Source organism: Kitasatospora sp. NPDC043949 (genome assembly GCF_056435365.1).
In genome coordinates, this window is record NZ_JBWKEQ010000024.1 from 19,016 (window position 1) to 43,001 (window position 23,986).

General features: G+C 75.3%; 22 protein-coding genes and 1 pseudogene. 10 read left to right on the top strand and 13 right to left on the bottom strand.

Annotated features, from left to right (window positions below):
* Positions 1–36: 36 nt before the first annotated feature.
* Positions 37–231, bottom strand: coding sequence for a hypothetical protein (locus AC07AL_RS20715; RefSeq protein WP_400843281.1), 195 nt, complete (start codon positions 229–231; stop codon positions 37–39).
* Between the two features lie 379 nt (positions 232–610).
* On the opposite strand from AC07AL_RS20715, the gene kdpB reads away from it, so the two are divergent.
* Positions 611–2,845, top strand: a complete 2,235-nt coding sequence (gene kdpB, locus AC07AL_RS20720) for a potassium-transporting ATPase subunit KdpB (protein WP_400330107.1) — start codon at positions 611–613, stop codon at positions 2,843–2,845.
* A 169-nt stretch (positions 2,846–3,014) separates the two neighbouring features.
* A complete protein-coding gene (locus AC07AL_RS20725) occupies positions 3,015–3,503 on the top strand; it encodes a universal stress protein (RefSeq protein WP_063346559.1) in 489 nt (162 codons plus the stop codon).
* A 76-nt stretch (positions 3,504–3,579) separates the two neighbouring features.
* Here AC07AL_RS20725 and AC07AL_RS20730 read toward each other — a convergent pair whose 3' ends face one another.
* Both AC07AL_RS20730 and AC07AL_RS20735 read right to left on the bottom strand, forming a co-directional pair.
* Positions 3,580–5,091 carry an ABC transporter ATP-binding protein gene (locus AC07AL_RS20730; RefSeq protein ID WP_400803379.1) on the bottom strand — a complete coding sequence of 504 codons (1,512 nt, stop codon included), beginning with the start codon at positions 5,089–5,091 and terminating at the stop codon, positions 3,580–3,582.
* Between the two features lie 178 nt (positions 5,092–5,269).
* Complete coding sequence (locus AC07AL_RS20735; RefSeq protein ID WP_400803382.1) at positions 5,270–6,457, bottom strand: alpha/beta hydrolase; 1,188 nt, start codon at positions 6,455–6,457, stop codon at positions 5,270–5,272.
* A 599-nt stretch (positions 6,458–7,056) separates the two neighbouring features.
* On the opposite strand from AC07AL_RS20735, the gene AC07AL_RS20740 reads away from it, so the two are divergent.
* Positions 7,057–7,509 carry a hypothetical protein gene (locus tag AC07AL_RS20740; protein ID WP_363579906.1) on the top strand — a complete coding sequence of 151 codons (453 nt, stop codon included), beginning with the start codon at positions 7,057–7,059 and terminating at the stop codon, positions 7,507–7,509.
* A 10-nt stretch (positions 7,510–7,519) separates the two neighbouring features.
* Here AC07AL_RS20740 and AC07AL_RS20745 read toward each other — a convergent pair whose 3' ends face one another.
* The 4 genes from AC07AL_RS20745 to AC07AL_RS20760 form a co-directional block, all read right to left on the bottom strand.
* On the bottom strand, positions 7,520–8,149 hold the full coding sequence (locus tag AC07AL_RS20745) for a hypothetical protein (RefSeq protein WP_363579905.1): 630 nt from the start codon (positions 8,147–8,149) through the stop codon (positions 7,520–7,522).
* Positions 8,150–8,283: 134 nt separating this feature from the next.
* Positions 8,284–8,610, bottom strand: a complete 327-nt coding sequence (locus AC07AL_RS20750; RefSeq protein ID WP_478317916.1) for a cupredoxin domain-containing protein — start codon at positions 8,608–8,610, stop codon at positions 8,284–8,286.
* 125 nt (positions 8,611–8,735) lie between these two features.
* On the bottom strand, positions 8,736–9,221 hold the full coding sequence (locus AC07AL_RS20755) for a hypothetical protein (protein WP_363632705.1): 486 nt from the start codon (positions 9,219–9,221) through the stop codon (positions 8,736–8,738).
* 335 nt (positions 9,222–9,556) lie between these two features.
* Positions 9,557–11,179 carry a purple acid phosphatase family protein gene (locus tag AC07AL_RS20760; protein WP_478317917.1) on the bottom strand — a complete coding sequence of 541 codons (1,623 nt, stop codon included), beginning with the start codon at positions 11,177–11,179 and terminating at the stop codon, positions 9,557–9,559.
* Positions 11,180–11,459: 280 nt separating this feature from the next.
* Here AC07AL_RS20760 and AC07AL_RS20765 point away from each other — a divergent pair, with 280 nt between their 5' ends.
* On the top strand, positions 11,460–12,578 hold the full coding sequence (locus AC07AL_RS20765) for an NAD-dependent epimerase/dehydratase family protein (RefSeq protein WP_478317918.1): 1,119 nt from the start codon (positions 11,460–11,462) through the stop codon (positions 12,576–12,578).
* A 39-nt stretch (positions 12,579–12,617) separates the two neighbouring features.
* Complete coding sequence (locus AC07AL_RS20770; RefSeq protein WP_363632699.1) at positions 12,618–14,159, top strand: AMP-binding protein; 1,542 nt, start codon at positions 12,618–12,620, stop codon at positions 14,157–14,159.
* A 65-nt stretch (positions 14,160–14,224) separates the two neighbouring features.
* Here the strand turns inward: AC07AL_RS20770 and AC07AL_RS20775 are convergent, their stop codons facing one another.
* The gene (locus AC07AL_RS20775) at positions 14,225–15,397 is read right to left on the bottom strand and encodes a sensor histidine kinase (RefSeq protein WP_363618462.1); all 1,173 of its coding nucleotides are present in this window, start codon (positions 15,395–15,397) and stop codon (positions 14,225–14,227) included.
* Positions 15,394–16,176: a response regulator transcription factor gene (locus tag AC07AL_RS20780; RefSeq protein WP_400989663.1), complete on the bottom strand. Its 783-nt coding sequence runs from the start codon at positions 16,174–16,176 to the stop codon at positions 15,394–15,396. The genes AC07AL_RS20775 and AC07AL_RS20780 overlap by 4 nt, the downstream gene beginning before the upstream one ends.
* Positions 16,177–16,461: 285 nt before the next feature.
* On the opposite strand from AC07AL_RS20780, the pseudogene AC07AL_RS20785 reads away from it, so the two are divergent.
* From AC07AL_RS20785 to AC07AL_RS20795, 3 genes and pseudogenes are all read left to right on the top strand, one after another.
* Positions 16,462–17,175 (top strand): annotated as a pseudogene (locus tag AC07AL_RS20785) (glycosyltransferase family 2 protein); the annotation flags it as partial.
* A gap of 99 nt (positions 17,176–17,274) precedes the next feature.
* The gene (locus AC07AL_RS20790; protein ID WP_400803819.1) at positions 17,275–17,802 is read left to right on the top strand and encodes a TIGR04282 family arsenosugar biosynthesis glycosyltransferase; all 528 of its coding nucleotides are present in this window, start codon (positions 17,275–17,277) and stop codon (positions 17,800–17,802) included.
* Positions 17,799–18,455, top strand: coding sequence for a class I SAM-dependent methyltransferase (locus AC07AL_RS20795; RefSeq protein ID WP_363579898.1), 657 nt, complete (start codon positions 17,799–17,801; stop codon positions 18,453–18,455). Before AC07AL_RS20790 ends, AC07AL_RS20795 begins: the two co-directional genes overlap by 4 nt.
* A 116-nt stretch (positions 18,456–18,571) precedes the next feature.
* Here AC07AL_RS20795 and AC07AL_RS20800 read toward each other — a convergent pair whose 3' ends face one another.
* The 4 genes from AC07AL_RS20800 to AC07AL_RS20815 all read right to left on the bottom strand — a co-directional run bounded on the left by AC07AL_RS20800 (position 18,572) and on the right by AC07AL_RS20815 (position 21,609).
* Entirely contained in the window at positions 18,572–19,828 is a 1,257-nt protein-coding gene (locus AC07AL_RS20800) for an MFS transporter (RefSeq protein ID WP_478317919.1), read from the bottom strand.
* Entirely contained in the window at positions 19,825–19,971 is a 147-nt protein-coding gene (locus AC07AL_RS20805) for a hypothetical protein (RefSeq protein ID WP_478317920.1), read from the bottom strand. The genes AC07AL_RS20800 and AC07AL_RS20805 overlap by 4 nt, the downstream gene beginning before the upstream one ends.
* Positions 19,972–20,294: 323 nt before the next feature.
* The gene (locus AC07AL_RS20810) at positions 20,295–20,903 is read right to left on the bottom strand and encodes a cytochrome b/b6 domain-containing protein (protein WP_363579895.1); all 609 of its coding nucleotides are present in this window, start codon (positions 20,901–20,903) and stop codon (positions 20,295–20,297) included.
* Positions 20,887–21,609: a molybdopterin-dependent oxidoreductase gene (locus tag AC07AL_RS20815; protein ID WP_478317938.1), complete on the bottom strand. Its 723-nt coding sequence runs from the start codon at positions 21,607–21,609 to the stop codon at positions 20,887–20,889. Before AC07AL_RS20815 ends, AC07AL_RS20810 begins: the two co-directional genes overlap by 17 nt.
* A gap of 321 nt (positions 21,610–21,930) precedes the next feature.
* On the opposite strand from AC07AL_RS20815, the gene AC07AL_RS20820 reads away from it, so the two are divergent.
* Both AC07AL_RS20820 and AC07AL_RS20825 read left to right on the top strand, forming a co-directional pair.
* Positions 21,931–22,404, top strand: coding sequence for a hypothetical protein (locus tag AC07AL_RS20820; RefSeq protein WP_363579893.1), 474 nt, complete (start codon positions 21,931–21,933; stop codon positions 22,402–22,404).
* A gap of 311 nt (positions 22,405–22,715) precedes the next feature.
* Complete coding sequence (locus AC07AL_RS20825) at positions 22,716–23,930, top strand: glycosyltransferase (RefSeq protein ID WP_478317921.1); 1,215 nt, start codon at positions 22,716–22,718, stop codon at positions 23,928–23,930.
* Positions 23,931–23,986: the final 56 nt, after the last annotated feature.

Below are 23,986 nucleotides of genomic sequence, written 5' to 3' on the forward strand. Positions count from 1 at the left end.
GGGGCGGGGCGGGGTTGCGGCACGCGGTGGGCGGGGTCAGTCCTCGAACTGCATCGCGATCCGGCAGTGCGCCGGGCGGCCGCGGTCGCGGCCGACCGTGGGCGCGGGCGCCGGTTCGGGCGGCTCGGGGCTGTCCTGAAGCTCCTGCCGGTCCTGCCGGACACCGGCGGGCACCAGGCGGACCAGGCGGCGCGGCGACTGGTCGACGGCGGTGACGATCGTGCTGCTCACGGAAGGCTCCTCGGGCTCGGGCGGGCCACCGTGGTGCGGCCCTCGGTTCCAGTGGATGCCCACCGAACGCCGATCGCACCGGGCCTTGACGCGTGGCCTACGCTCCGCCGTGCGTCCTTGACGCCTTCCTGACATCCGCCGCCCCGGTCATCACCCGTACGGCCGCACCCGACCCCGAACGTCCGTACGACCGCCCGAATGCCCACCCGGTCCGGATGTCAGGGAGCCGTCAAGGACGGCCGCCCGCACGCCAAGCCCGCGTCAAGAGGCGCGTGGCGGGCGCGGATCCGGTGGTGGGCTGGCCGCCGTCCCCGCCGCCACCGAGTCCGCCGCCCCGTTGCCCCGCAGCCCGGGGCGGCCCGGAAGGTCTTCCGAGACGATGCGCCGTTCGGCCCTCACTCCCCCGGACACCACCACGCCCCGAACCGACTGGTTCCGCCGCCCGGAGGGCGTCCGCGAGCAACCCCCGCACGACCGACCGGACGACCGGCCGCACCAACCGCAGCACCACCCGAGCCACCACCCGAGCCACCGGCCGACCGGCCCGGACGGCGGCCGCCGCCGGCTCATCACCCGCCGCCAGCTCACCGAGGCCCTGCCCGCCGCCGTCCGCAAGCTCCACCCGCGCACCATGATGCGCAACCCGGTGATGCTCGTGGTGGAGACCGGCTCCGCGCTCACCACGCTCAGCGCGGTGATCCACCCGAGCGTGTTCGCCTGGGTGATCGGCTTCTGGCTCTGGCTGACCGTGCTGTTCGCCAACCTCGCCGAGGCCGTCGCCGAGAGCCGGGGCAAGGCGCAGGCCGAGTCGCTGCGCCGCACCCAGGCCGGGACCACCGCCCGGCGGCTGCTGCACTGGCGGGTCGGCACCCGCGACCACCGCCACGAGGTGATCCCCGCCGAGCAGTTGATGCTGCACGACGTGGTGCTGGTGCCGGCCGGCGAGGTCGTGCCGCAGGACGGCGAGGTGGTCGAGGGGGTGGCCTCCGTCGACGAGTCGGCGATCACCGGGGAGTCCGCGCCGGTGATCCGCGAGTCCGGCGGTGACCGCACCGGCGTCACCGGCGGCACCAGGGTGCTTTCCGACCACCTGGTCGTCCGGGTCACCTCCCGGCCCGGGCAGAGCTTCGTCGACCGCATGATCGCCCTGGTGGAGGGCGCCAACCGGCAGAAGACCCCGAACGAGATCGCGCTCAACATCCTGCTCGCCTCGCTCACCATCGTCTTCCTGCTCTCGGTGGTCTCGCTCCAGCCGATGGCGATCTACGCGCACGCGCCGCAGACCACCGTGGTGCTGGTCGCCCTGATGGTCGCGCTCATCCCGACCACCATCGGCGCGCTGCTGTCCGCGATCGGCATCGCCGGGATGGACCGGCTGGTCCAGCGCAACGTCGTCGCCCTCTCCGGCCGGGCCGTCGAGGCCGCCGGGGACGTCGACGTGCTGCTGCTCGACAAGACCGGCACCATCACCCACGGCAACCGCCGGGCTGTCGCACTGCACCCGCTGCCCGGCGCGAGCACCGAACAGCTCGCCGAGGCCGCCCAGTTGGCCTCCGTCGCGGACGAGACCCCCGAGGGGCGCTCGCTCGTCGAACTGACGAACCGTCAGTACTGGGTGCCGCCCCGCGCCCCCGGCGAACTCGGCGAGCAGCGGCCCGTCCCGTTCACCGCACACAGCCGGATGAGCGGCGTCGACCTGACCTGGCCCGACGGGACGAACTGCCTGATCCGCAAGGGCGCCGCCGGCGCCGTCGCCCGCTGGGTGGTGGAGTCCGGCGGGCGGATGCCGATGGAGGCCAAGCCGCTGGTGGACCGGATCGCCGAGGCCGGCGGCACCCCGCTGCTGGTCGCCGTCCACGACCGGCACGGCGCCCGCGCGCTGGGCGTGGTCGAACTCAAGGACGTGGTGAAGGAGGGCATCGCCGAGCGCTTCGCCGAGCTGCGCAGGATGGGCATCCGCACCGTCATGGTCACCGGCGACAACCCGCTCACCGCCCGCGCCATCGCCGCCGAGGCCGGGGTGGACGACTTCCTCGCCGAGGCCACCCCCGAGGACAAGCTCGCCCACCTGCGCCGCGAGCAGGCCGCCGGGAACATGGTCGCGATGACCGGCGACGGCACCAACGACGCCCCCGCGCTCGCCCAGGCCGACGTCGGGGTCGCGATGAACTCCGGCACCCCGGCCGCCAAGGAGGCCGGCAACATGGTCGACCTCGACTCCAACCCGGCGAAGCTGATCGACATCATCCGGGTCGGCAAGCAACTCCTCATCACCCGCGGTGCGTTGACCACCTTCTCGATCACCAACGACGTGGCCAAGTTCTTCGCGATCATCCCCGCGATGTTCGCGAACGCCTACCCCGGGCTGCACCACCTCAACATCATGGAACTGCACAGCCCGACCTCGGCGATCGCCTCCGCGATCATCTTCAACGCGCTGATCATCGTCGCCCTGATCCCGCTGGCCCTGCGCGGCGTCCGCTACCAGCCCGCCTCCGCCACCGACCTGCTCCGCCGCAACCTGCGGGTGTACGGGCTGGGCGGGCTGATCCTGCCGTTCCTCGGCATCAAGGCGATCGACCTGCTGATCCAGTTCGTGCCGGGCCTCGGCTGAGCCGCACGGCGCGCCGGAGCTGTCAGAAGGCCGTCAAGAAGTGTGCGACCGGCGTCATGGAGCCATCAGCGGCGGTACGGACGGACCGGTTCCGGGGTTCACTGGAATCATCCGAACCAAGGAGTACGGAACCGGGAGTACCCGACCGGAGAAACGGAGGCGAACGGCCATGACCGGGACCACCCGAGTGATCGTCGGCCTGAGCGGATCACTGAGCAGTCTGGCCGCCCTCTACCACGCCGTCGGCGAGGCGGCCCGCAGCGAGGCCGTGCTGGTGCCGGTGGCCGCGTGGAACGCGGGCGAACGCGACGGCCTGCGCCCGCTGTCCGAACTGGAGCACGCCGCCCGGCGGCGGCTGGACATCGCCTTCGAGCAGGCCTACGGCGGCTACCCGGCCGGGCTGGTCATCCACCCGCTGGTGGTCAAGGCCGAGCCCGGGCCGGCCCTGGTCGGCGCCGTCACCGGGCCGGAGGACCTGCTGGTCCTCGGCGCCGCCACCCGCCGACGGTTCGACCGGCTGCGGCACGGCTCGGTGGCCCGGCACTGCCGCCACCGCGCGGGCTGCCGGGTGGTCGAGGTGTCGCCCTCCGCGCTGCTGACCCGGCTCGAACTCCCCGCCCGCACCGGGGCACCGCTCCCGCTGCTGGGGCGCGCCTAGCTGGGGCGCGTCCCCCGGATCTCGCCGGACAGGCCCTGACAGCAGCTCCCCCGAACCCGCCCGCCGGCTCGACGCGTCACCTCACCCACGCCGAGCCGGCGGGCGCCATCGCGCCCGGGCCCGCCGCTCCAGGGCCCCTGGTCCGGGCCCGCCCCGGCGCCTCCCCCAACTGCACCACCGCATCCGCGTGTTCGCGCACCAGCGGTAGGTCGTGGCTGATCAGCGCCAGCGCCACCCCGCGCTCGGCGCGCAGCCGGCCCAGCAGGGTCACGATGCCCGCGGCCGTGTCGGCGTCCAGCCCGGAGGTCACCTCGTCGCACAGCAGGACGTCCGGCTCGGCCGCCAACGCCCGGGCGATGGCGACGCGTTGACGCTGGCCGCCGGACAGCTCGGGCGGGTGCCGGGCGGCCAGGTCGGCGGGAAGGCCGACGGCGGCCAGCAGTTCGGCGACCCGGCCGGGGCACTGCTCGTGCGGGGTCGTGTGGTGCAGCCTCAGCGGACGGGTGAGGGTGGCGCCGACCGTCCGGGCCGGGTTGAGCGCGCCGAGCGGGTTCTGCGGGACGAGTTGGACGCGGCGGCGCTGCTCGCGGGTGCGGGCGTGGTGCGAGCCGGCCAGCGGGGCGCCGTCCAGGGTGAGGGTGCCGCCGGTGGACGGGTGGAGCCCGGCGAGGACCCGGACGAGGGTGGTCTTGCCCGCGCCGGAGGGGCCGATGATGCCGGTGCAGCTGCCGGGCGCGAGGTGCAGGTCGACCCCGGTGAGGATCCGGCGCCGCCCGCGCCCGTACCCGACGTGAGCTTCGACGCCGAGCGCGGCCAGCCCGACGGCGGTGCGCGCCGCGACCGGTCCGGACGTACGGCCGGCCCCGGTCCGGATGGGGCCGCCGCCCGCCCCGGGGCGGGCCGGGGCGAGGACGAGCACCTCGTCGGCGCAGCGGGCGACGAAGGCGGCGTCGTGGCTGGCGAGCGCGACGGCGATGCCGTGCCGGCGGGCGAGTTCGCGCAGCAGGTCGGCGATCTCGTCCCGCAGGGCGGGGTCCAGGCCGGCGCCGGGTTCGTCGAGGAGCAGCAGGTCGGGGCGGCGGGCGAGGGCCCGGGAGAGGGCCACGCGGCGCTGCTGACCGCCGGCGGGGGCACCTGGGAGGGCGAGGGCGCCGGGGAGGCGGCGTTCGAGCCGCTGGTCGGCGGGCAGTCGGACCCGGGCGAGCAGGTCGCCCACGGCTTCGGGGCCGCGGTCGGCGGCGGCCCCGGCGGGCAGTCCGGCGACCCGCGTCCGGGGGTTGAGGCCCGAACCCTGGTCCTGGCCGAGGAAGGCGAGCCGGTGACGGCGCAACCGGCGCAGCGCTTCGGGAGCGAGGGAGAGGACGTCCTGGCCGAGGACGGTGACCAGCCCGGTGGCCCGGGCGCCCGGGGGCAGGGCTCCGGCGAGGGCGTGCAGCAGGGTGGTCTTGCCCGCGCCCGGGGGGCCGGTGACGGCGTGCACGCGTCCGGGGCGCAGATCGAGGCTGACCGGGGCGAGCAGCGGGGTGCCGTCCGCGAGGGCGATGGCGAGCCGGTCGACCCGGGCGGTCGGGTTCTCGGTCACAGTCATTCCGCGCGTCCTCACCCCCGAACCGAAAGCACTTAGGTTTGCCTATCCTGAAGTTGAGCCCCCGGCAACCCTCCTGCCACACAATGGCTCAGGAGTGACCACCCCGCCGACGTTCTCGGCCGCCGTCCGGCCGTCGGCACCAGAACGTGCCCGGCGCGTGCCCGCCGCGCGGCTGGTGTCACTGCGGGTCGTGCAGGTGGTCGCTCAACCAGGTCAGCGACGGCGGGAGCAGCCTGGTCCAGGTGGTGAAGTTGTGCCCGCCGGTCTCCACGGTGGCCTGGGCGACCACCAGCGGCGGGCGGGCGGCCGCGGCGAAGGCCACGGAGTCGGCGTAGCCGTGGCCGTCCTCCTTGCTGTCGGCGAGGAGCACGGCCAGGGCGGGCATCGGCAGGTGGGCCAGGCGCCAGTTCAGGTCGGCCTCGTCGCGCCGCTGCCGGCTGCCGCCGAAGAGGTCGCCGGTGGTCACGTCCTCGGCGGCCTTGAAGTAGCCGGACAGCGAGACCGCCACCGGGAAGGTCTCCGGGTGGACCATGCCGAGCTTGACGGCGCAGTAGCCCCCGGTGGAGTCGCCGATCACGCCGAGGCTGCCGGTGCCGTCGAGCACCCGGTAGGAGGCCCGCAGGTCGGCCGGCACGTCGGTGGTGAAGTAGCGCTGGGCCTGCGGGCCGTTCGGGACGTCCTCGCACTCGCTGTCGCGCGGCATCGACGGCGAGGGGCGCACCAGCACCAGGACGGTCGGCTTCATCACCCCCCGGCGCAGCAGGTCGAGTTCGTACGCCGGGTAGCGCAGCTTGGTGACCAGGTTGGCGGCGTCCCCCGGGAAGCCGGTCATCACCAGGGCCGCCGGGAAGTGCCGGGTCTCGGCGCCGGGCCGGAAGTACTGCGGCGGCAGGTAGACGTACCCGTCGGTGCTGAGCCCGGTGGTGCCGCCGGGCAGCCGCACCCGGTCGAGCCGCCCGATGGTGGCCGGGCCGCGGTCGGCCCCGTCCGCGCCGGTGATCTCGGCGGTGCCGAGCACCTGCACCCCGGCGGGCACCTCGGCCGGGGTGCCGCCGGGGGTGCCGCCAGGCCCTCCGGACGGAACGACGGTCGGGCTGGCAGACGGGCCGCCCGCCTGGATGACGCCCGCCCCGCGGTCGCGCCCGAACAGGTCGGACCAACTGCTGTAGAACACGAAGTCGTCGTTGACGGCGAGCCCGAGGGTGGCCAGCAGCGCGAACTGGGTGACGGCGATCGTCCCGAGCCGCAGGAACACCGCGGGCCAGCTGCGGACGGCCAGCCGGGGCCAGACCCAGAGCGTGCCGAGCACCGTGCACACCGCGAACAGCGCCGCCAGCGCCAGCAGCTTGTGACTGGTGAGTCCCATCCGGCCTCCCTGGGCGCGTCCGACGGCGCGACCCAGGGTAACCAGGGCGGGACCGAACGTCACTCCCTCCGGTCGGCCACCGTGTTCAGATCCATGTCGCTCCATCGCCCCCGGCCGGTCCCGTTCCTTCGGTACGGCGATTGAAGCGGCGGCGACCGGCCGGGCGCGAGTGGGCCCGCACATCAGCCGCACCCGGCCCCACCTGGTCGATCGTCCAACGGCGTGCTCTCCCACCGGCGCCAACTTCGACAAGGGTGTCGAAGTTGGCGTGAGGGCCGGGCTATGCTGTCCCGAAGTCCGAGGATGACCCCCCCTTGCCCCGTCGACGAACGCACCAGCATGGCGCGCCCGACCGGAAGGAGGCGAGACGCATGGACAGCAGCAGTGCGGGCCGCACCACCCGCCCCCACCCCCGCACGCCCCGGTCCGCCTCCGGCAGACGGTGAGCACGGTCGAGACGGTGAACACGCCCGTCGTACGGACTTCCTGACGCAACGTCAAGTCTTCTTGGCGCCACGTCCCACACGTCGGCCCTGCCGCCACCGCCGTCCGCGGCCCCTTCGCCCGCCCCGGTCTCCCCCGCCGAGGAGAGGTATCCCATGACGACGTCCCGGCCCTACCCGCGCCCCGCCGAAGCCGCGGTGCTGCTCACCGTCCTCGCCCTGCTCGTCGCCGAGGAACTCGCCCTCGGCCTGGCCGAGGAGGAGGACCGCCCGGTCATCAACGCCGTCCTGATCGGCGCCTCCGGCTCCGGCCTCCTGGCGGTCGGCGCGGTGCTGCTCGGACGCTGGCTCGACACCCGCCGCCCACTCCCGTTACCCCCGCCCGGCCCCAACGGCCGCGAGTACAGCGCCCGCGCCCTCGAAGACTTCCCGATGGACGCCGTGCGCCCACTCCTCCTCGCCCACCAGGCCCCGCAGCTGGGCCAGTTGTACTCCGCCTGGATGCTCGCCCGGGCCGGCCGCCCGGCCCCGTGGATCGCCCGCCGACTCGGCATCCCGCTCGACGCCGCCCACCTCCTCGTCGACGCCGCCCGCACCCGCCACGACTGAGCCGACGGCGTCAGCGGCGCCGGCCGGGCGCCCCCGCGCCCGCCTGCGCCAGCAGGAACGGCACCAGGCCGCGCTCCGCCAGCGCCGACCGCCAGGCGTCCCGCGCCAGCCCCAGCTCCCCCAGCACGCCGGCCTCCCCGCCGGACTCCGCCGACCTCGACCGCGAGGCCGCGCCCAGCAGTCCCAGTCCGCCCACCAGCAGGCTCAGCGCGGCCACCCCGGCCGCCACCCACCCGGCGCCGACCAGCGCGTGCCCCAGCACCTCGGCGTCGTCCGCCAGCCCCAGCGCGTACCCGAGCAGCAGGAAGATCGCGGCGGCCACCCCGGCGACGATCGGCACGATCACCCCCAGCACCCCCCACCACCCGGACACCCGCTGCCGCCCCGGCTCGTCCACCGGCAGCCGCGCCACCGCGTCCTGGTCCGCCCGCAGCGCCGCGTACCGCTCGTACTCGGGCGCCGCCGCCGCCAGCACGAACTCCGCGTTCTCCCGGGCGCTCCGCCGCAACCGCTCCACCCCCGGCCCCTCGTCCCCCACCGCCCGCAGGGCCGCCCGCACCTGCGACCCGGCCAGCGCCCTCCCCAGTTCCGTCTCGAAGTCGGCCCGATCCTGCTGCGGCAGTCGAAGCGGCCTGTCCATGCCGTGCCCCCGTTCACTGTTCTCCTAGTTCTACAGAACTGTAGAACATGGCGGCGGATAGCAGCAGCCCCGTTCACCTGTGGGCTTGCGATTCAGGAGCGGCCGGCACCCGCGCGGCCGACGGACCGGTCGGCTCAGGACACCGTCAGGATCCCCCGCATGAAGTGGTGCAGGGTGCACAGGTACGAGGAGGCGCCCGGCCGGGCCGGCGCGGTGAAGGTCGCGGACGTGCCCGGGGCGATGGTGCCGGTGTCGAAACTGCGGTCCTGGGCGGTGAGGGTGTGGTCGACGGTGTCGGCGTTGCGGACCGTGACGACGGCGCCCGGGCGGACGGTGAAGTCGGCCGGCTCGAACGCGAAGTCCCTGATGGCCACCGCCCCCGGGGCGGGAGCGGTGGCCGAGGACGGCGAGGCGGCCGGGGTCGCCGAAACGGACCCGGTCGGCCCCGGGCCCGAGGTCACGCCCGAGGTCGCTCCCGAGGTCACGCCTGAGTCCGGGCCTGAGTCCGGGCCGCCCACGCGGACGGAGCAGGCGGCGAGGGCGGCGCCGAGGAGCACGGCGGCCACGGCCCGGGCCCGCGGACGCATCAGGAGCCGAAGAGCGGGACCCGCCGGGCGTCGGAGGACGCGGGCGGGGTGGCGCCGAGGTCGGAGACCGTGGCGATCAGGACGGCGTCCGCGCCCGGGATCCAGTTGACCGTCTTGGACTGGACGACGAGCTGCCGCTGCCGCGCCGTGCCGTCGCAGATCACGTCCGCCTCGGCCGTCCGGCTGGAGCCGAAGGCCATCGAGGAGGTGTCCTCCGGGTCCCGCTGCTCGACCGAGACGGTGAGCGACCGGGCCTCCTCCGCGACCCCGCAGACGTACTCGACGTCGACCCGGACCCGGCCGGGCACCTTCGGGTCGATCCGGGCCTCACCGAGAGTGACGCCCGTGGGGGCCGCGTCCCCGTCCCGCACCCGGGCCGGGGCGGCCACCGAAGCCGCGGCCGGCGCCGGGTCGGCGGCCAGGGCGGGTGCCGTGAGCCCGCCGAGGGCCGTGGTGAGGGCCGTCACAATGATCCACCGCTGCACTGCCAACCTCCCATAACTGAAACCGTGTTGCGGCCGACGCTAACCGCCCCGCCAGTGGCCCGCGCGCCGAGGCGGGGACCCGTCGCACGGACAGCCCAGCCACGGCGGCGACCCGCCGTCACCAACGGCCCAGCGCGGCGGTGACCCGGCATCACCACCGGCCCAACCCGCCGCCGACCGACCGTCACCACCGGGCCGGGCCGCCGCGACGACCCTCCGTCACCACTCACCCCGCATGGACCGGCGCCCGCTCGGCCGCCGTCCCCGGAACTGTCTGAACGGACGAGGGGCCCGCCGCGCGGTACGCGCGACGGGCCCCTCAGGGACGCGAGGCGTTACCGGCGCCCGGCGCCGACCTCGGAGCCGGTGTTCTCGTCCTCGCCCTGCTCGTCGTTCCGGTCGTCGCTCCGGTCCCGGTCGCCCCAGCCGTCGCTGCGGTCGCGGTACAGGGTGAAGCGGTCGAAGAGCACCGGCGTCGGGAACGGGTTGGCCGCGGTGGCGGACGGGGAGTGGTAGTAGCTGACGGTGATGGTGGTGCGGCCGCCCGGCAGCGGCCCGGGGTCGACGTCGAAGACCGCGACGCCGTAGGGGAAGGCGGTGTCCGGGTCGGTGACCGCGGACCAGTGGGCCTTCTCCTTGGCGTCCGGGTCGGCCTTGAAGGTGAGCCGCTGGGTGCGCACGGAGGCCTGGCGGACGCCGTCCGCGTCGGCGGGCAGGTAGACGTCGTCGTGGCCGGCGGTGCCGCCGCCACCGAGGATCAGGTGGACGGTGCCCTGCGAGGTGTCGATCCGACGCACGTCGTCGTCGGCGACGGCCGGGGTGAGCAGGCCGCCCGGCTCGGTGCCGCGGACGGGGTGGGTGCGCTCGTAGTCGTGGTCGTGCCCGGCCAGGACGAGGTCGACGCCGTAGCGGTCGAGCAGCGGCAGCAGCTTCTCGCGGATGCCCATGTCACCGCCGTGGCTGGCGGCCGAGGAGGACATCGCGAACTGGTGCAGGTTGACGACGACCCAGTCCACCGCGCGGCCGCGCCGGGCGCGCGCCAGGGTGCGTTCCAGCCAGCGGAGTTGGGCGCCCTCGCTGTAGTCGCTGATGTAGATGGACAGGCCGGTGGCCGGGTCGAGGCTGGCGTCGTCCTCGACGGCGATCTCGTTGCCGTCGAGGCTGACGAACAGCACCGAACCGACCTGGAAGCTGTACCAGTTGCCGCAGTAGTCGCGGGTGCCGTTGTCGGGCAGTTCGAAGCGCGTCAGGTAGGAGGCGTAGCCGAGGTCCCCGCCGCCGGCCTCGACCTCGTGGTTGCCGGGCGCGGGCATCCAGGGCCGGCTGGCGGCCGACTTGGCGAGGTTGTTCATGAACGCGTTCCAGCACTGCGGCTGGCGCTGCGGGTTGTTGTTGGCGTACGCGAGGTCGCCGTTGAGCAGGTGGAACAGCGGCGCGAACTGCTCGACCTGGCGGACGGCGGCGGCGCCGTGGATCGAGGACTTGCTGAACACGTTGTCGCCGGTGCCGAGATCGCCGAAGCTGGTGAAGCGGAACGCGGCCCGGCCACGCGCGGGCGCCGTGCGGAAGGTGCCGCGCACCGGGCCGGAGCCGTCGTGCAGCACCTCGTAGACGTACGTGGTGTCGGGCCGCAGGCCGTCCAGGCGGACGTGGTGGGTGTACGTCTCGACCTTGTTGAGCCCGTCGACGTAGGTGCGGGTCTCGGCGTCCACGGTGTGGCCGGCGCCGCCGCGGGGGGTGCCGATCCGCACCCGGGGGCGGCGCACACTGGCGGGCGTCGCCCAGGAGACGGTCATCTCGCGGGACGGCTCGTTGCCCCACTGGAGGTGGATCTGCTCCGGTCCGGGGGTGCCCGCCAGGGCCGGCTGCGTCCAGAGGAGGGCGGACGCGGGCAGCGCGGCCAGCGCACCGGCCGCGGTACCCGTCCGAAGGACCGTTCTGCGCGAGGGATGTGACACTGCCGCCTCCAAGGCTCCGGGAAACGCCCTGGAGAGTCCCAGCCGAACCGGGCGCCCGGGCCACCGGGGAAGGTTCTTCCGGCGAACGCCAGTTGAACGCCGGATCGGATCGGGCGGCGATCGACCGTGACACCGGCCAGGCCGGCCAGGCCGGTCACGCCGGTCACGCCGGTCACGCCGGTTACGCCGGTTACGCCGGTTACGCCGGGAGGATTACCGATCCCTGACGGCCGGTCCGTCCACGCCCGATCCACCGCACCACCCGGCTAGCGTCGGCGGCATGGAGATTCTGGTCACCGGCGGAGCCGGGTTCATCGGGTCGGCGGTGGTCCGCGCGCTGGTCGCGGCCGGGCACGGGGTGCGGGTGCTGGACGCGCTGCTGCCCGCCGTCCACCGCTCGGAGCGGGCCCCCGAACTGCCCGGGGGCGTGGCCTTCGAGCAGGGGGACGTCCGGGACGCCGCCGCCGTGCAGCGGGCGCTGGCCGGGGTGGACGCGGTCTGCCACCAGGCGGCGATGGTCGGCCTCGGGCTGGACCTCGACGACGCCCCCGCCTACGCGGGCTGCAACGACCTCGGCACGGCCGTCCTGCTCGCCGCGATGGCCCGCGCCGGTGTCCGCCGGCTCGTCCTGGCCGGCTCGATGGTGGTGTACGGGGAGGGCCGCTACCGCTGCCCCGCGCACGGCGACGTCGCCCCGGGCCCGCGCCGCCCGGCCGACCTGGAGGCCGGGCGCTTCGAGCCGCCCTGCCCGGCCTGCGGCCGCGCCCTGAGCCCCGGCCTGGTCGCCGAGGACGCCCCGGCCGACCCGCGCAGCGTGTACGCGGCCACCAAGCTCGCCCAGGAGCACCTGGCCTCCGTCTGGGCCCGGGCCTGCCAGGGCGCCGTCCTGACGCTCCGCTACCACAACGTGTACGGCCCGGGCATGCCGCGCGACACCCCGTACGCGGGGGTCGCCTCGCTGTTCCGCTCGGCACTGGCCCGGGGCGAGGCCCCCCGGGTGTTCGAGGACGGCGGCCAGCGCCGGGACTTCGTCCACGTCGAGGACGTCGCCGCGGCCAACCTCACCGCGCTGGAGGCCCTTGCCGCCCGCGCGCCGGGCAGCTCCCGCGCCTACAACGTGGGCAGCGGCGAGGTCCGCACGATCGGCGAGATGGCCGGGGCGCTGGCGGCGGCGTACGGCGGCCCGGCACCGCTGGTGACCGGCGAGTACCGCCTGGGCGACGTCCGGCACATCACCGCCGACTCCTCCCGGCTGCGCGCCGAACTCGGCTGGCGCCCGCAGGTGCCGTTCCCCGCCGGGATGGCCGAGTTCGCGGCGGCACCGCGGTCCGGCGCCACACCTGACGGTCCGTCCGATATCGGCCGGAACTCACCGGTGAAGAGCGGAGGATGGGGCTAGCCTTGCAACATGGTTGCAAACTACAAGGAAGAAGTGGCCATGAACGACCAGGAATTCGTCAGCGCACCCGCCCTGATCCTCCGGTCCCTCTCCGCCGATCCGGAGCGGCGGGCCATCGTCACCGCCGACGGCGTCGAGATCACCGCCGGCGACTTCGCCACCGCCACCTACCGCCTCGCCCACGAGCTCATCGCCCGGGGCGTCACCCGCGGGGACACCGTCACCCTGCTCACCGGCAACACCGCCGAGGCGCTCGGCGCCCGCTACGCCGCGGGCCTCGCAGGTGCGCGGGTGGTCACCCTGTACGACGGCATGAGCACCCCCGTCCTGGCCGAGATCGCGGCGAGCGTCGACACCGCCGTCCTCCTCGTGGACGCCGAACGGTACGCGGAGGCCGCCGAGTTGCTGCCCCTGATCGCCGTGCCGACGGTCCTCCGCCTCGGCCCCGGACCGGATGCGATCGGCGAGGACGTGATCGCCGCCTCCGCCAACCGCCCCGCCGAGCCGCCCGCCGTCCGGATCGGCCCGGACGACGACCTCGGCATCCGCCACACCGGCGGCACCACCGGGGTCCCGAAGGGCATCCTCAGCCTGCACGGCCCCTACCGCGGCGTCTTCGACACCTCGTTCGGCTCCGCCGGCACGGCCGGCGAGGCGCCCCGCTTCCTCGCCGCCACCTCGCTCGCCCACCTCGCCGGGATCTTCTCCGACCTGACGCTCCACCACGGCGGCACGGTGGTCCTCCAGCGCACCTTCGACCCCGGCGAGGTACTGGCCGCCGTCGAGCGCGAGCGCATCACCAGCCTCTGGGTGCTGCCGCCGCTGCTCTACCAGCTGCTCGACCACCCGGCGATCGGCCGCACCGACCTGTCCAGCCTGCGGCAGATCACGTACGGGGGCTGCGCCGCCTCGCCGACCCGGATCCGCGAGGCGCTCAAGGTGTTCGGGCCGGTCCTGGTGGGCGTCTACGGGATGTCCGAGGCGCAGCTGATCTCCTTCCTCACCCCAGAGGGGCACGACCGGATCGCGCAGGGCGGCCAGGTCTCGGTCGGCCGCCCTCTCCCGGGCGTCGAGGTGGTGATCCGGTCCGCCGACGGCACCGAGCTGCCCACGGGGGAGCAGGGCGAGGTCCACGTCCGATCGGCCGGACTCATGGCCGGGTACTGGAAGCGGCCCGACCTGACCGCCGAGGTGCTGCGCGACGGCTGGCTGAACACCGGCGACGTCGGCTACTTCGACGCGGACGGCTGCCTCTACCTGGCCGACCGGGTCAAGGACCTGATTATCGTGGTCGGCGGGCACGTCTACCCGTCCGAGGTGGAGGACCTCCTCCTCACCCACCCGGCGATCGCCCGCTGCGCGGTCTTCGGCGTGCGCGACGCGCAGGAGGCGGAGCACGTCCACGTCGCCGTCGTTCCCGCTCCGGGGCAGCAGCCCGAGTTGGCGGACGTCCAGGCGTTCGTCACGGCCCGCAAGGGGCGGATCTACGCGCCGGAGGCCCTGCACCTCGTGGACGAGATCCCGCTGACGTCGGTCGGCAAGCCGGACAAGAAGCGGCTGCGCGAGGCCGTGGCCGAGTAGGCCGAGCGGGCCAAGTAGGCCGAGCGCGCCGCGCGTCCGAAGGGCGGACCCCGGGACCTGCCTCGTCATTCCCGCCGGGCGCGCGGCGCGGGCAGGGCGATCTCGAAGCAGCAGCCCCCGGCGACGTTGCGCACCTCCGCGCGCCCGGCGTGCGCCTCGACGATGCCGCGCACGATGGCGAGCCCGAGCCCGGCACCGCTCTCGCCGGGCTCGCCGGCGGCCCGGCCGTCGTCGCGGCGGGGCGTGCGGGCGGAGCCGCCGCGCCAGCCCGTCTCGAACACCCGGGGCAGGTCCTGTTCCGGGATGCCGCCGCAGCCGTCGGTCACCGACAGCACCACCTCGTCGGCCTCCCGCCGGGCGGCGACGGCCACCACGCCGTCCGCGGGGGTCGAGCGGATCGCGTTGACCAGCAGGTTGCCGAGCACCCGGGTGATCTCCCCGCTGTCCACCTCGACCGGCTCGGCCGCCGCCGGCTCGTCGGCCACCTGCCGCCCCTCCAGCCGGACGCCGCGCCGCCGGGCCAGCGGGTACGCCCCGGCGAGCGCGTCGTCCACCAGGTCGTACACCGAGACCCGGGTGAGCGAGAGGGCGAGCGCGCCCGCCTGGATCCGGGAGAGCTCGAACAGGTCGTCCACCATGCCGGTGAGCCGTTCGACCTCGGTGCCGATCCGCACCAGGTAGCGGTCGGGGTCCTCGGCGACGCCGTCCTCCAGCGCCTCGGCCATCGCCCGCAGGCCGGCCAGCGGGGTGCGCAGGTCGTGCGAGATCCACGCGACCAGCTCCCGGCGGGAGTGTTCCAGGGCCTGCTCGCGCGCCCGGGACTCCGCCAGCCGGGCGCTGGTGGCAGCCAACTCCTCGCTCAGCGCGGCGAGTTCCGCGCCGAGCGGGTGCGCGGGCGCGGTGAACCCGGCGTCACTGCCGACCGTCCGGACGGCCTCGGTCAGCGCCCGGCTACCGGCCACCACCTGACGGCCGAGCAGCGCGGCGGTGAGCAGCGAGACGACGGCGGCCATGCCGAGCACCGTGATGACCACGCCGAGGTCGTGGGTGGACAGGAACATCGCCTGCGCCACGGCGAACGTCCCGGACGTCACCGCGAGGACGGTCACCACCGCCACGCAGAACAGGGACAGGGCGACGGAGCGGCGGCGCAGCAGCCGGATCGCCGCCCAGCCGAGCAGGCCGGCCCCGCCCGCGCCGAGGGCGGCGAACAGGGCGATCAGCAGCAGGTCCTTCACGCCGCACCGCCCTGCGGGTGGTGCGGCATGTCGTGAGCCGGGTCATGGGGAGCCGGGCCGTGGGGCGCCGGGTCGTAGCGGTAGCCGACGCCCCAGACGGTGCTGATCAGGGCGGGCGCGGCCGGGTCGTCCTCGATCTTCTCGCGCAGCCGCCGGACGTGGACGGTGACGGTGGAGAGGTCGCCGAAGTCCCAGCCCCACACCCGCCGCATCAGGCTCTGCCGGGAGAACACCGTGCCGGGGTGCCGGAGCAGGAACGCCAGCAGGTCGAACTCCCGGAGGGTGAGGGCGAGTTCACGCGCACCCCGGTGGGCGCGGCGGGCCTTCGGGTCGAGCGTGACGTCCCCCGAGCGCAGCACCCCGTCGCCCGGCCCGTCGCCCGGCCCGCCGCCCGTCCCGTCGGCGGCCCCGCCCCCCGCCCGGGCGCGGCGCAGCACCGACTGCACCCGCAGCACCAGTTCGCGCGGGCTGAACGGCTTGGTGACGTAGTCGTCCGCGCCCAGCTCCAGGCCGAGGATGCGGTCCGCCTCGTCGCCCTTGGCGGTGAGCAGCACCACCGGCAGCGCGGCGCCCCCGGCGGAGGCCCGCAGCCGGCGCAGCACCTCCAGCCCGTCGAGGCCGGGCAGCATGAGGTCCAGCACCAGCAGGTCGGGGCGGGTGCGCTCGGCGAGGTCCAGGCCCAGCGCACCGTCGGCGGCCCGGTCCACATGGTGCCCGGCGCGGGTGAGGTAGCCGGCGACGACCTCGGCCACGGTCGGGTCGTCGTCGATCACCAGGATGTGCGAGGTGTCGTTCACCTCGCCGAGGATAGGAGGCCTCGGCGGCGGGCGCGGGCGGAAGCGGGCCCGCGTTCGCGTTCCGTAAGATCCGCCGCCCGCACCCTCGCCCGACCCGGACCAGCCCAACCCGATGCGACCCAGCCCAGCCCAGCCCGATGCGGCCCGGCCCAGCCCAGCCCGATGCGGCCCGGGCCGATCCGCCGGACGGGTCAGCCGCCGGGGCGTCCGACTTCCGTAAGGCTGCGCCGCCGCCGCACCCCGCCGTCCCGCACTTAGCGTGGCCGGGTGACCTCACCCACCTCCCCCGTCTCCCCCGTCGACGTCGTGCTGCCCTGCCTCGACGAGGCCGCCGCGCTGCCCTGGGTTCTGGGGCGGATCCCGGACGGCTGGCGGGCCGTCGTCGTCGACAACGGCTCCCGGGACGGCTCCGCCGACCTCGCCCGCTCGCTCGGCGCGACGGTGGTCGAGGAGCCCCGGCGCGGGTTCGGCGCCGCCTGCCACGCCGGGCTGCGCGCCGCCACCGCCGACCTGGTCTGCTTCCTGGACTGCGACGGCTCCCTCGATCCCGCCCAGCTCCCCCTGGTCGCCGGTCCGGTGCTGGCCGGCTCCGCCGACCTGGTGCTGGGCCGCCGCCGCCCGGCCACGGCCGGGGCGTGGCCGCTGCACGCCCGCCTGGCCAACACCGTCCTGGCCCGACGGCTGCGCGCCCGCACCGGCGCGCCGCTGCACGACCTCGGCCCGATGCGGGCCGCCCGCCGGGAACAACTGCTGGCCCTGGGGCTCGGCGACCGCCGGTCCGGCTACCCGCTGGAGATGGTGCTCGCCGCCTCGGCCGCCGGGCTGCGGATCACCGAGACCCCCGTCGACTACCTGCCGCGCGCGGGCCGCTCCAAGGTCACCGGCACCCTGCGCGGCACCCGCCAAGCCATCCGCGACATGCGGGCCGTGCTGGCCGCGCCCCCGCCGACCCTGCTGGTGATCGCCAAGTCGCCCGCCCCCGGCCGGGTGAAGACCCGGCTCACCCCGCCGTGCACCCCCGAACAGGCCGCCGCCCTGGCCTCGGCCGCCCTCGCCGACACCCTGCACACCCTGGGCACGATGCCGGCCGGGCGGCGCGTGCTCGTCCTGGACGGCCAGCCGGGCGACTGGCTGCCGCCCGGCTGGGAGGTCGTCGCGCAGACCGGCGGCGGGCTGGACGAACGGCTGGCCGCCGCCTTCGCACACGCGGCCCGGGTGGCCCCGCACGCCCCGGCGCTGCTGGTCGGGATGGACACCCCGCAGCTGAGCGCCGCCGCGCTGGCCGAGCCGCTGTCGGCCGCACGGCGGGCGGGCACGGACGCCTGGTACGGCCCGGCGGCCGACGGCGGCTTCTGGGCACTGGGCCTGGCCCGGCCGACCGCCGAACTGGCCGCGCGCCTGCTGCACGGAGTGCCGATGTCCACCCCGAGGACCGGCGCGACACTCCTGGAACGCCTCACCGAAGCGGACTTGACGATTCATCATCTTCCGCTGCTCACCGACGTGGACACCGCCGAGGACGCCCGCCGCGTCGCCGCCGAGGCCCCGGACAGCCGTTTCGCCGCCCAGCTGGGAACGGTCGACCCGAAGCCGGAGGTGGCGAGTTGACGACCGCCACCGCCTGGGTGGACGACCCGTTCGCCGAAGCCGTCCGCACCGGGCGCGGCCCGCTCTGGCTGCGCCGGGAGGACGGCCACCGCCTCCGGCTGGACATCGAACGCTGGTGCGCCCCGGCGGCCGGCGCCGACCACAGCCTGCTCCGGCGCTGCGCCCGCCGGGCCGCGCCCGTCCTCGACCTCGGCTGCGGGCCCGGGCGGCTGGTCGCCGCGCTGCTCGCGCTCGGTGTCCCGGCCCTCGGCGTCGACGTGACCAGGGCGGCCGTCGCCCGCACGGTCGGACTGGGCGGCCCGGCGCTCTGCCGCTCGGTCTTCGACCGGCTTCCCGCCGAGGGCCGCTGGGGCGCCGCGCTCCTCGCCGACGGCAACCTCGGCATCGGCGGCGACCCGGACGCCCTGCTCCACCGGGGCGCCGAACTCATCGCGCCGGACGGTCTGCTGCTGGTCGAGGTGGAGCCCGTGGAGTTGGACGAGCAGGTCACCGTCCAGGTCGAGGGCCCGGACGGCCGGCTCGGGCCGGCCTTCCCCTGGGCCCGGCTCGGCACGGCCGCCGCCCTACGGCGGGCCCACGCCGCCGCCGGACTGGTCGAGGCGGAGCGCTGGACCTCGCACGGCCGCCGCTTCCTCGCCCTGCACAAGCGCTGAGGCGCACAAGGCCGTTGCCCTTGACGGACGCGACCCCACCCTCCTGACGTGTCGGCGGGTCCTCGGCAACGACGGCATCCCGGTCCCGCTGCCATCAGGACGGGCCCCGCAGCCCCTCAGCGGGCCCGCCCACCTGCCCGTTCCGCCGCCGCGCCCACCGACGCCGGCTTCGACTCCGGCTCCTGCTCCAGGCCCGGCGGCGGGGCGGACTCATCCGTCGGCAGCACCCGGTCACGCAGCCGCAGTCCGCAGACCAGGGCGACCAGCAGCACCCCGAGCACCGATCCCAGTACGATGCGCAGCCCGTACGCGTCGGCGATCCGGCCGAGCAGCGGGGCGGCCAGCCCGCCCACCGACATCGCCAGGCCCAGGGTCAGTCCGCTGGCGGTGCCGGGCCGGTTGGGCAGGTAGTCCTGGGCCAACGTCACCTGGGCGGCGAACGGCAGAAACATCGCCAACCCGAACGCGACGGCGGCGAGTTCGGCCACCGCGAAGGTGGGGGCGAAGGCCACGCCGGCCAGGGCGGGGGCGGCCAACAGGTAGCCCAGCCGGATCGGGAGGAGCCGCCCGTACCGGTCGCCCAGCCGCCCGCCGAGCAGGGTGCCCGCCGCACCGGCCAGGGTGAGGGAGGTGAGGGCCACCGCCCCCGCGCCCGTCGAGGTGTGCAGGTCGCGCTGGAGGTGCAGGGCGAGCATCGAGGTCACCGTGACGTAGGGCACCGACCAGCAGACCGTGGCGACCACCAGCCGGCCGAAGGCCCGCCAGTCGTCGCGCTGTCCGCTCCCGGCCGCGCCGCCCGTCACCAGCGGCGGCGCGGGGGTGTGGCCCCGGCGGCGCAGCCACGGGCCCTGGGCCGCCCACAGTGCGCCCATCACCACTGCGGGGACGGCGAGCAGCCAGCTGCCGGCCAGGCCGAGCGAGCCGACCACGAGCGTCACCAGGGCCGGCGCCAGCGAGGCACCGAGTGTGCCGCCGACGGAGAACAGGCTCATCGCCTGCTGGGACTGGCCGCCCGCCGCTCTGGCCTGGTAGGTGGCGGGCGGGTGGTAGGCGGCGACGCCGATCCCGGCGAGGGCCACGCAGAGCCAGGTGAGCAGGTAGCTGTCGGCGAGTCCGGCGCAGCCGAGGCCCCCGGCGGCGGTCAGGAAGCCGGCCGGGACGAGCCAGCCGCGGTGGCGGCGGTCGACGAGCAGGCCGAAGAGCGGCTGGACCACGCTGGACAGGCCGGTGGCGGCCAGCGCGATCCCCGAGACGGCGGTGTAGCTGTAGTGCCGCTCGGACATCAGGAAGGGCAGCAGTGCCGGGACGGCGCCCTGGTAGAGGTCGTTGACGACGTGGGTGCCGGTCAGGAAGGCCAGCTGGCCGCGCTTCACGTGGTTCCTCCCTCGACCCGGAACGCGAGGCCCCGGTGCGCGGCGTCCCGGTGTGCGGTGTCCCGGTCGAGCACCGGCTGCGGGGTGTCCTCGGCGGCGGCCGGCCGGGCCTCGGCCAGGGTCAGTTCATGGAGTTCTGTCACGGTCACTCTCAAGTCCTCGGGTTCTCAGGTCCTCTGAGGAGTTACCTTAGAGGGCTGGTCAGAGCGAAAGCAAGGCATGCCTAACCTGGACGTCGGCTACCTACGAAGCCGGAAGGGCCGCCCGCGATCGACAGGGCGGCGAGGAGAAGATTGGCGCCGGGGTCCAAGGAGCCTTGCAGGATGCCGGTCGTGCACCACGCGTGCGGCTGTCGCCCAACCGCCTCTTGGCCCCACGGTCAGGGGTGCCCCGGCGGCACCCTTCGAGGCGTCCCGGCCGAGCCTGCCACACGCCCCGGGCCACGACAAGACGTCCGACCGGCCGCCTACTCCCGGCCCACCGGCCGCCACTGCGGGTGCTCGCGCTCGGCCCACCGGCGCTCCACCAGCCCGGTCCGCATCCCGAGCCGCGCCTGCGGATCCCGCCAGGCCATCCGGACGTGTCCGACCACCACCACGGCGATGGCGGCGGCCAGCCAGTCGTGGACGAAGGTCGCCCCGGTCCGCCAGGAGGGCGGGGCGAGGCGGGGCAGCCACATCAGCAGCCCGGTGCCGACGATCACCAGCATCGAGCCGAGCGTCCACTGCGCGTAGAGCTTCTGCCCGGCGTTGAACTTGCCCGCCGGCCGGTGCGGGGCGCGGCGCCGGACGGCGCGCAGCCAGTCCCAGTCCGCCGGGGTGAAGCGGCTCAGCCGGGCGGCGTCCGCGCGCAGCGCCCGCGAGGCGAGCCCGAGCAGCAGCGGCACGGGCAGCGCGAGGCCGCACCACACGTGCACCGTCACCACCAGCCGCCGGTTGCCGACCAGTTCGGCGAGCGGGGCGAGGTAGAGGCAGGCCGCCGTGGCCAGGCAGACGCCGGTCAGCGCGGCGGTCGTCCGGTGCACCCAGCGCTCGGCCCGGGTGAAGCGCAGCAGGAGTTCAGCCGGTGGGCGCATCGTCACGTCCGTTCGACCGGCCGACCCAGGCGTCGACGTCGTACCCGTCGCGCTCCCAGTAGCCCGGCTCCACCGAGCCGGTCACGGTGATCCCGGAGAGCCACTTGGCGGACTTGTAGAAGTACATCGGCGCGACGTACAGCCGCACCGGGCCGCCGTGGGTGTGGGAGATCGGGCCGTCCTGCATCCGCAGCGCGACCAGTACGTCGTCCCGTCGGGCCTGCGCCAGCGTCAGGCTCTCGGTGTACGCGCCGTCGAAGCAGCTGAACCGGACGGCCCCGGCCCCCGGCCGCACGCCCGCGGCGTCCAGCAGGTGCGCGAGCGGCACCCCCTCGAACGGGGTGTCCGGCACCCGCCACCCGGTCACGCACTGCACGTCCCGCACGAGCCGCCGCTGCGGCATCGCCCGCAGGTCCGGCAGGCGGAACGTCGCGGGCCGCTCGACCATCCCGTCGACGCTGAGCGTGTAGTCCGCCACGCTCCGCTCCGGGACGGACGACACCACCGAGTAGTACCGGAATCCGTTGTTGCCCGGCAGCAGCCCGCTCAGCCCGCTCGGGTCCCGTTCGACCAACCCCGACTCGGCCCGTTGCAGGTACGGCCCCGCCGCCACCCCGACGGCCCCGAGCCCGAGCAGTCCGAGCACCACCCGCCGCCCCACCGGGGCGCCCCGGCCCTCTTCGCCTGTTCTGTCCACGCCCCCGATTGCACCAGCCCGAGCCCGGCCGGCGCGAGGCCCGGCACCGGTCCGTCAGCCTTTCGTCATCTTCGCCCGCAGGCTCCACGGCCGAGCGGGCGAGCGGGCGAGCGGGCGAGCGGGCGAGCGGGCGAGCGGGCGAGCGGGCGAGCGACCGAGCGACGCCGAGCGTCCGAGCGGCGGGAGATCGTTTTCCAGTCAAGTTCGACGATCTTTCGAACCCCGTATTCCCCCGGCTCCGGCCACGCCACTACGGTGCCACGCATCCCCGCTGTTCCCCCCTCCCCGGCCGGCCGCGACCGCCGGGGCTACCGATCGGACCGGTGCGCCGTGACCAGAATCCTCCGTCGACTGTGGACCCACGCGGGAAGAGCGGCGGCCGTCGTCGCCCTCCTCGCCGCCGCCCTCACCGGCACGGCGGCCGGAACCGCCACCGCCGCCGCCCCGGCCGCCCCCGCGGCAACCGCCTCGGTGGGCGGCTGGACCTGCCCCGGAACGCCCGTCCCGGACGGCTACGTCATCACCATGTTCAACTCCAGCGGCTGCAACAACCACGGCGCCTGGTTCCAGGCACCCGCCCAGAACCGCCTGTGGACCTGCTCCGGCTCGCCGATCGTCTCCGGCTACGTCCTGACCAACTACAACCCCCAGGGGTGCAGCGGCGTCGGCGCCTGGTTCCACGAACTGGTCCGCAACGGCATCTGGACCTGCCCCTACTCGCCGATCCCGGCCGGCTACCGCAGCACCAGCTACGACGCCCGCGGCTGCAACGGCCTCGGCGCCTGGCTCACCATCAAGGCCTGACCCACACCCGGCGGGGCCCGACCGGAACTCCGGTCGGGCCCCGCCGACGTCGTCGCGTCGTCATTCCGGGCGAAGACCGCATCGCGCGCCGAACACTCCGCACACGCAGCACATGCGACACGCGCCGCACACAGCGTCTCACCAGCAGAAAGGAAGTCCGCCCGCAGCGGACGAGAAAAAAGGCACAGGAGGAAAAACCACTCCCGGCCACTTCCAACTTATAGCGTACGGGGGGCCTTGCGGCAAGGCCCTGGTCGTGCCGCACAATCGTCGACCTGAACCGGAATCCGCGGAAATTTGGGGTCGCGAAAATGCGTGTGCTGTTGTCGACGTACGGGTCCCGCGGGGATGTCGAACCGCTGGTGGGGCTCGCGGCGCGGCTGCGGGAGTCCGGCGCGCAGGTGCGGGTGTGTGCGCCGCCGGACGAGGACTTCGCGCAGCGGTTGGACCACATCGACGTGCCGCTGGTGCCGGTCGGCCCGTCGGCGCGGGCGCTGACGGTGGCGGCGCCGCCGCCGTCGTCCCTGCCGGAGCGCGCGGCCGCGGTGATCGCCGGGCAGCTGGAGGCGGTCACGGCGGCGGCCGAGGGCTGCGACGTGCTGGTGGCCACCGGCATGCTGCCGGCTGCGGCGGGCGCGCTGTCGGTGGCCGAGAAGCTGGGCATCCGCTCCGTGTCGGTGACCTTCCAGCAGCTCACCCTGCCCTCGCCGGGCCGCCCGCCGCTGGCGTACCCGGGCCGGCCGTTCCCGCCGGAGGTGACCGACAACCGGGTGCTGTGGGGCCTGGACGCCGAGAGCATCAACGCGCTGTTCGGCGCGGCGCTCAACACCAACCGGGCGTCGATCGGCCTGCCGCCGGTGGACGACGTCCGCGACTACGTCATCGGCGACCGGCCGTGGCTGGCGACCGACCCGGTCCTGGACCCGTGGCAGGAGCCCGCCGACCTGGACGTCGTGCAGACCGGCGCGTGGATCCTGCCGGACCGGCGCCCGCTGCCGGCCGGGTTGGAGGCCTTCCTGGCCGCCGGCGCACCGCCGGTGTACGTGGGCTTCGGCAGCATGCCGATGCTCGCCTCCCAGGACGCCGCCCAGGTGGCCGTCGAGGCGGTCCGCGCGCAGGGCCGCCGCGCGGTCGTGGCCCGCGGCTGGGCCGGTCTGGCCCCGATCGACGACCGGGGCGACTGCTTCGTCGTCGGCGAGGTCAACCAGCAGGCGCTGTTCGGCCGGGTGGCCGCCGTCGTGCACCACGGCGGGGCGGGCACCACGACGACGGCCACCCGGGCCGGCGCGCCCCAGGTCGTCGTCCCGCAGACCGCGGACCAGCCGTACTGGGCCGGCCGGGTGGCCCGGCTGGGCATCGGCGTGGCACTCGACGGGCCGACCCCGACCACCGAGTCCCTGTCGGCCGCGCTCAGGACGGCCCTCGCCCCCGAGACCCGGGTGTGGGCGACCGCCGTGGCCACCATGATCCGCACCGACGGCGCGGCGCTGGCCGCACAACTGCTACTCGACGCGGCCGGCCGCTGAGGCGTGCCGGATAATTCCACCCGCCGCCACCCCCGATTCCTCGGCCGACCGCCCGC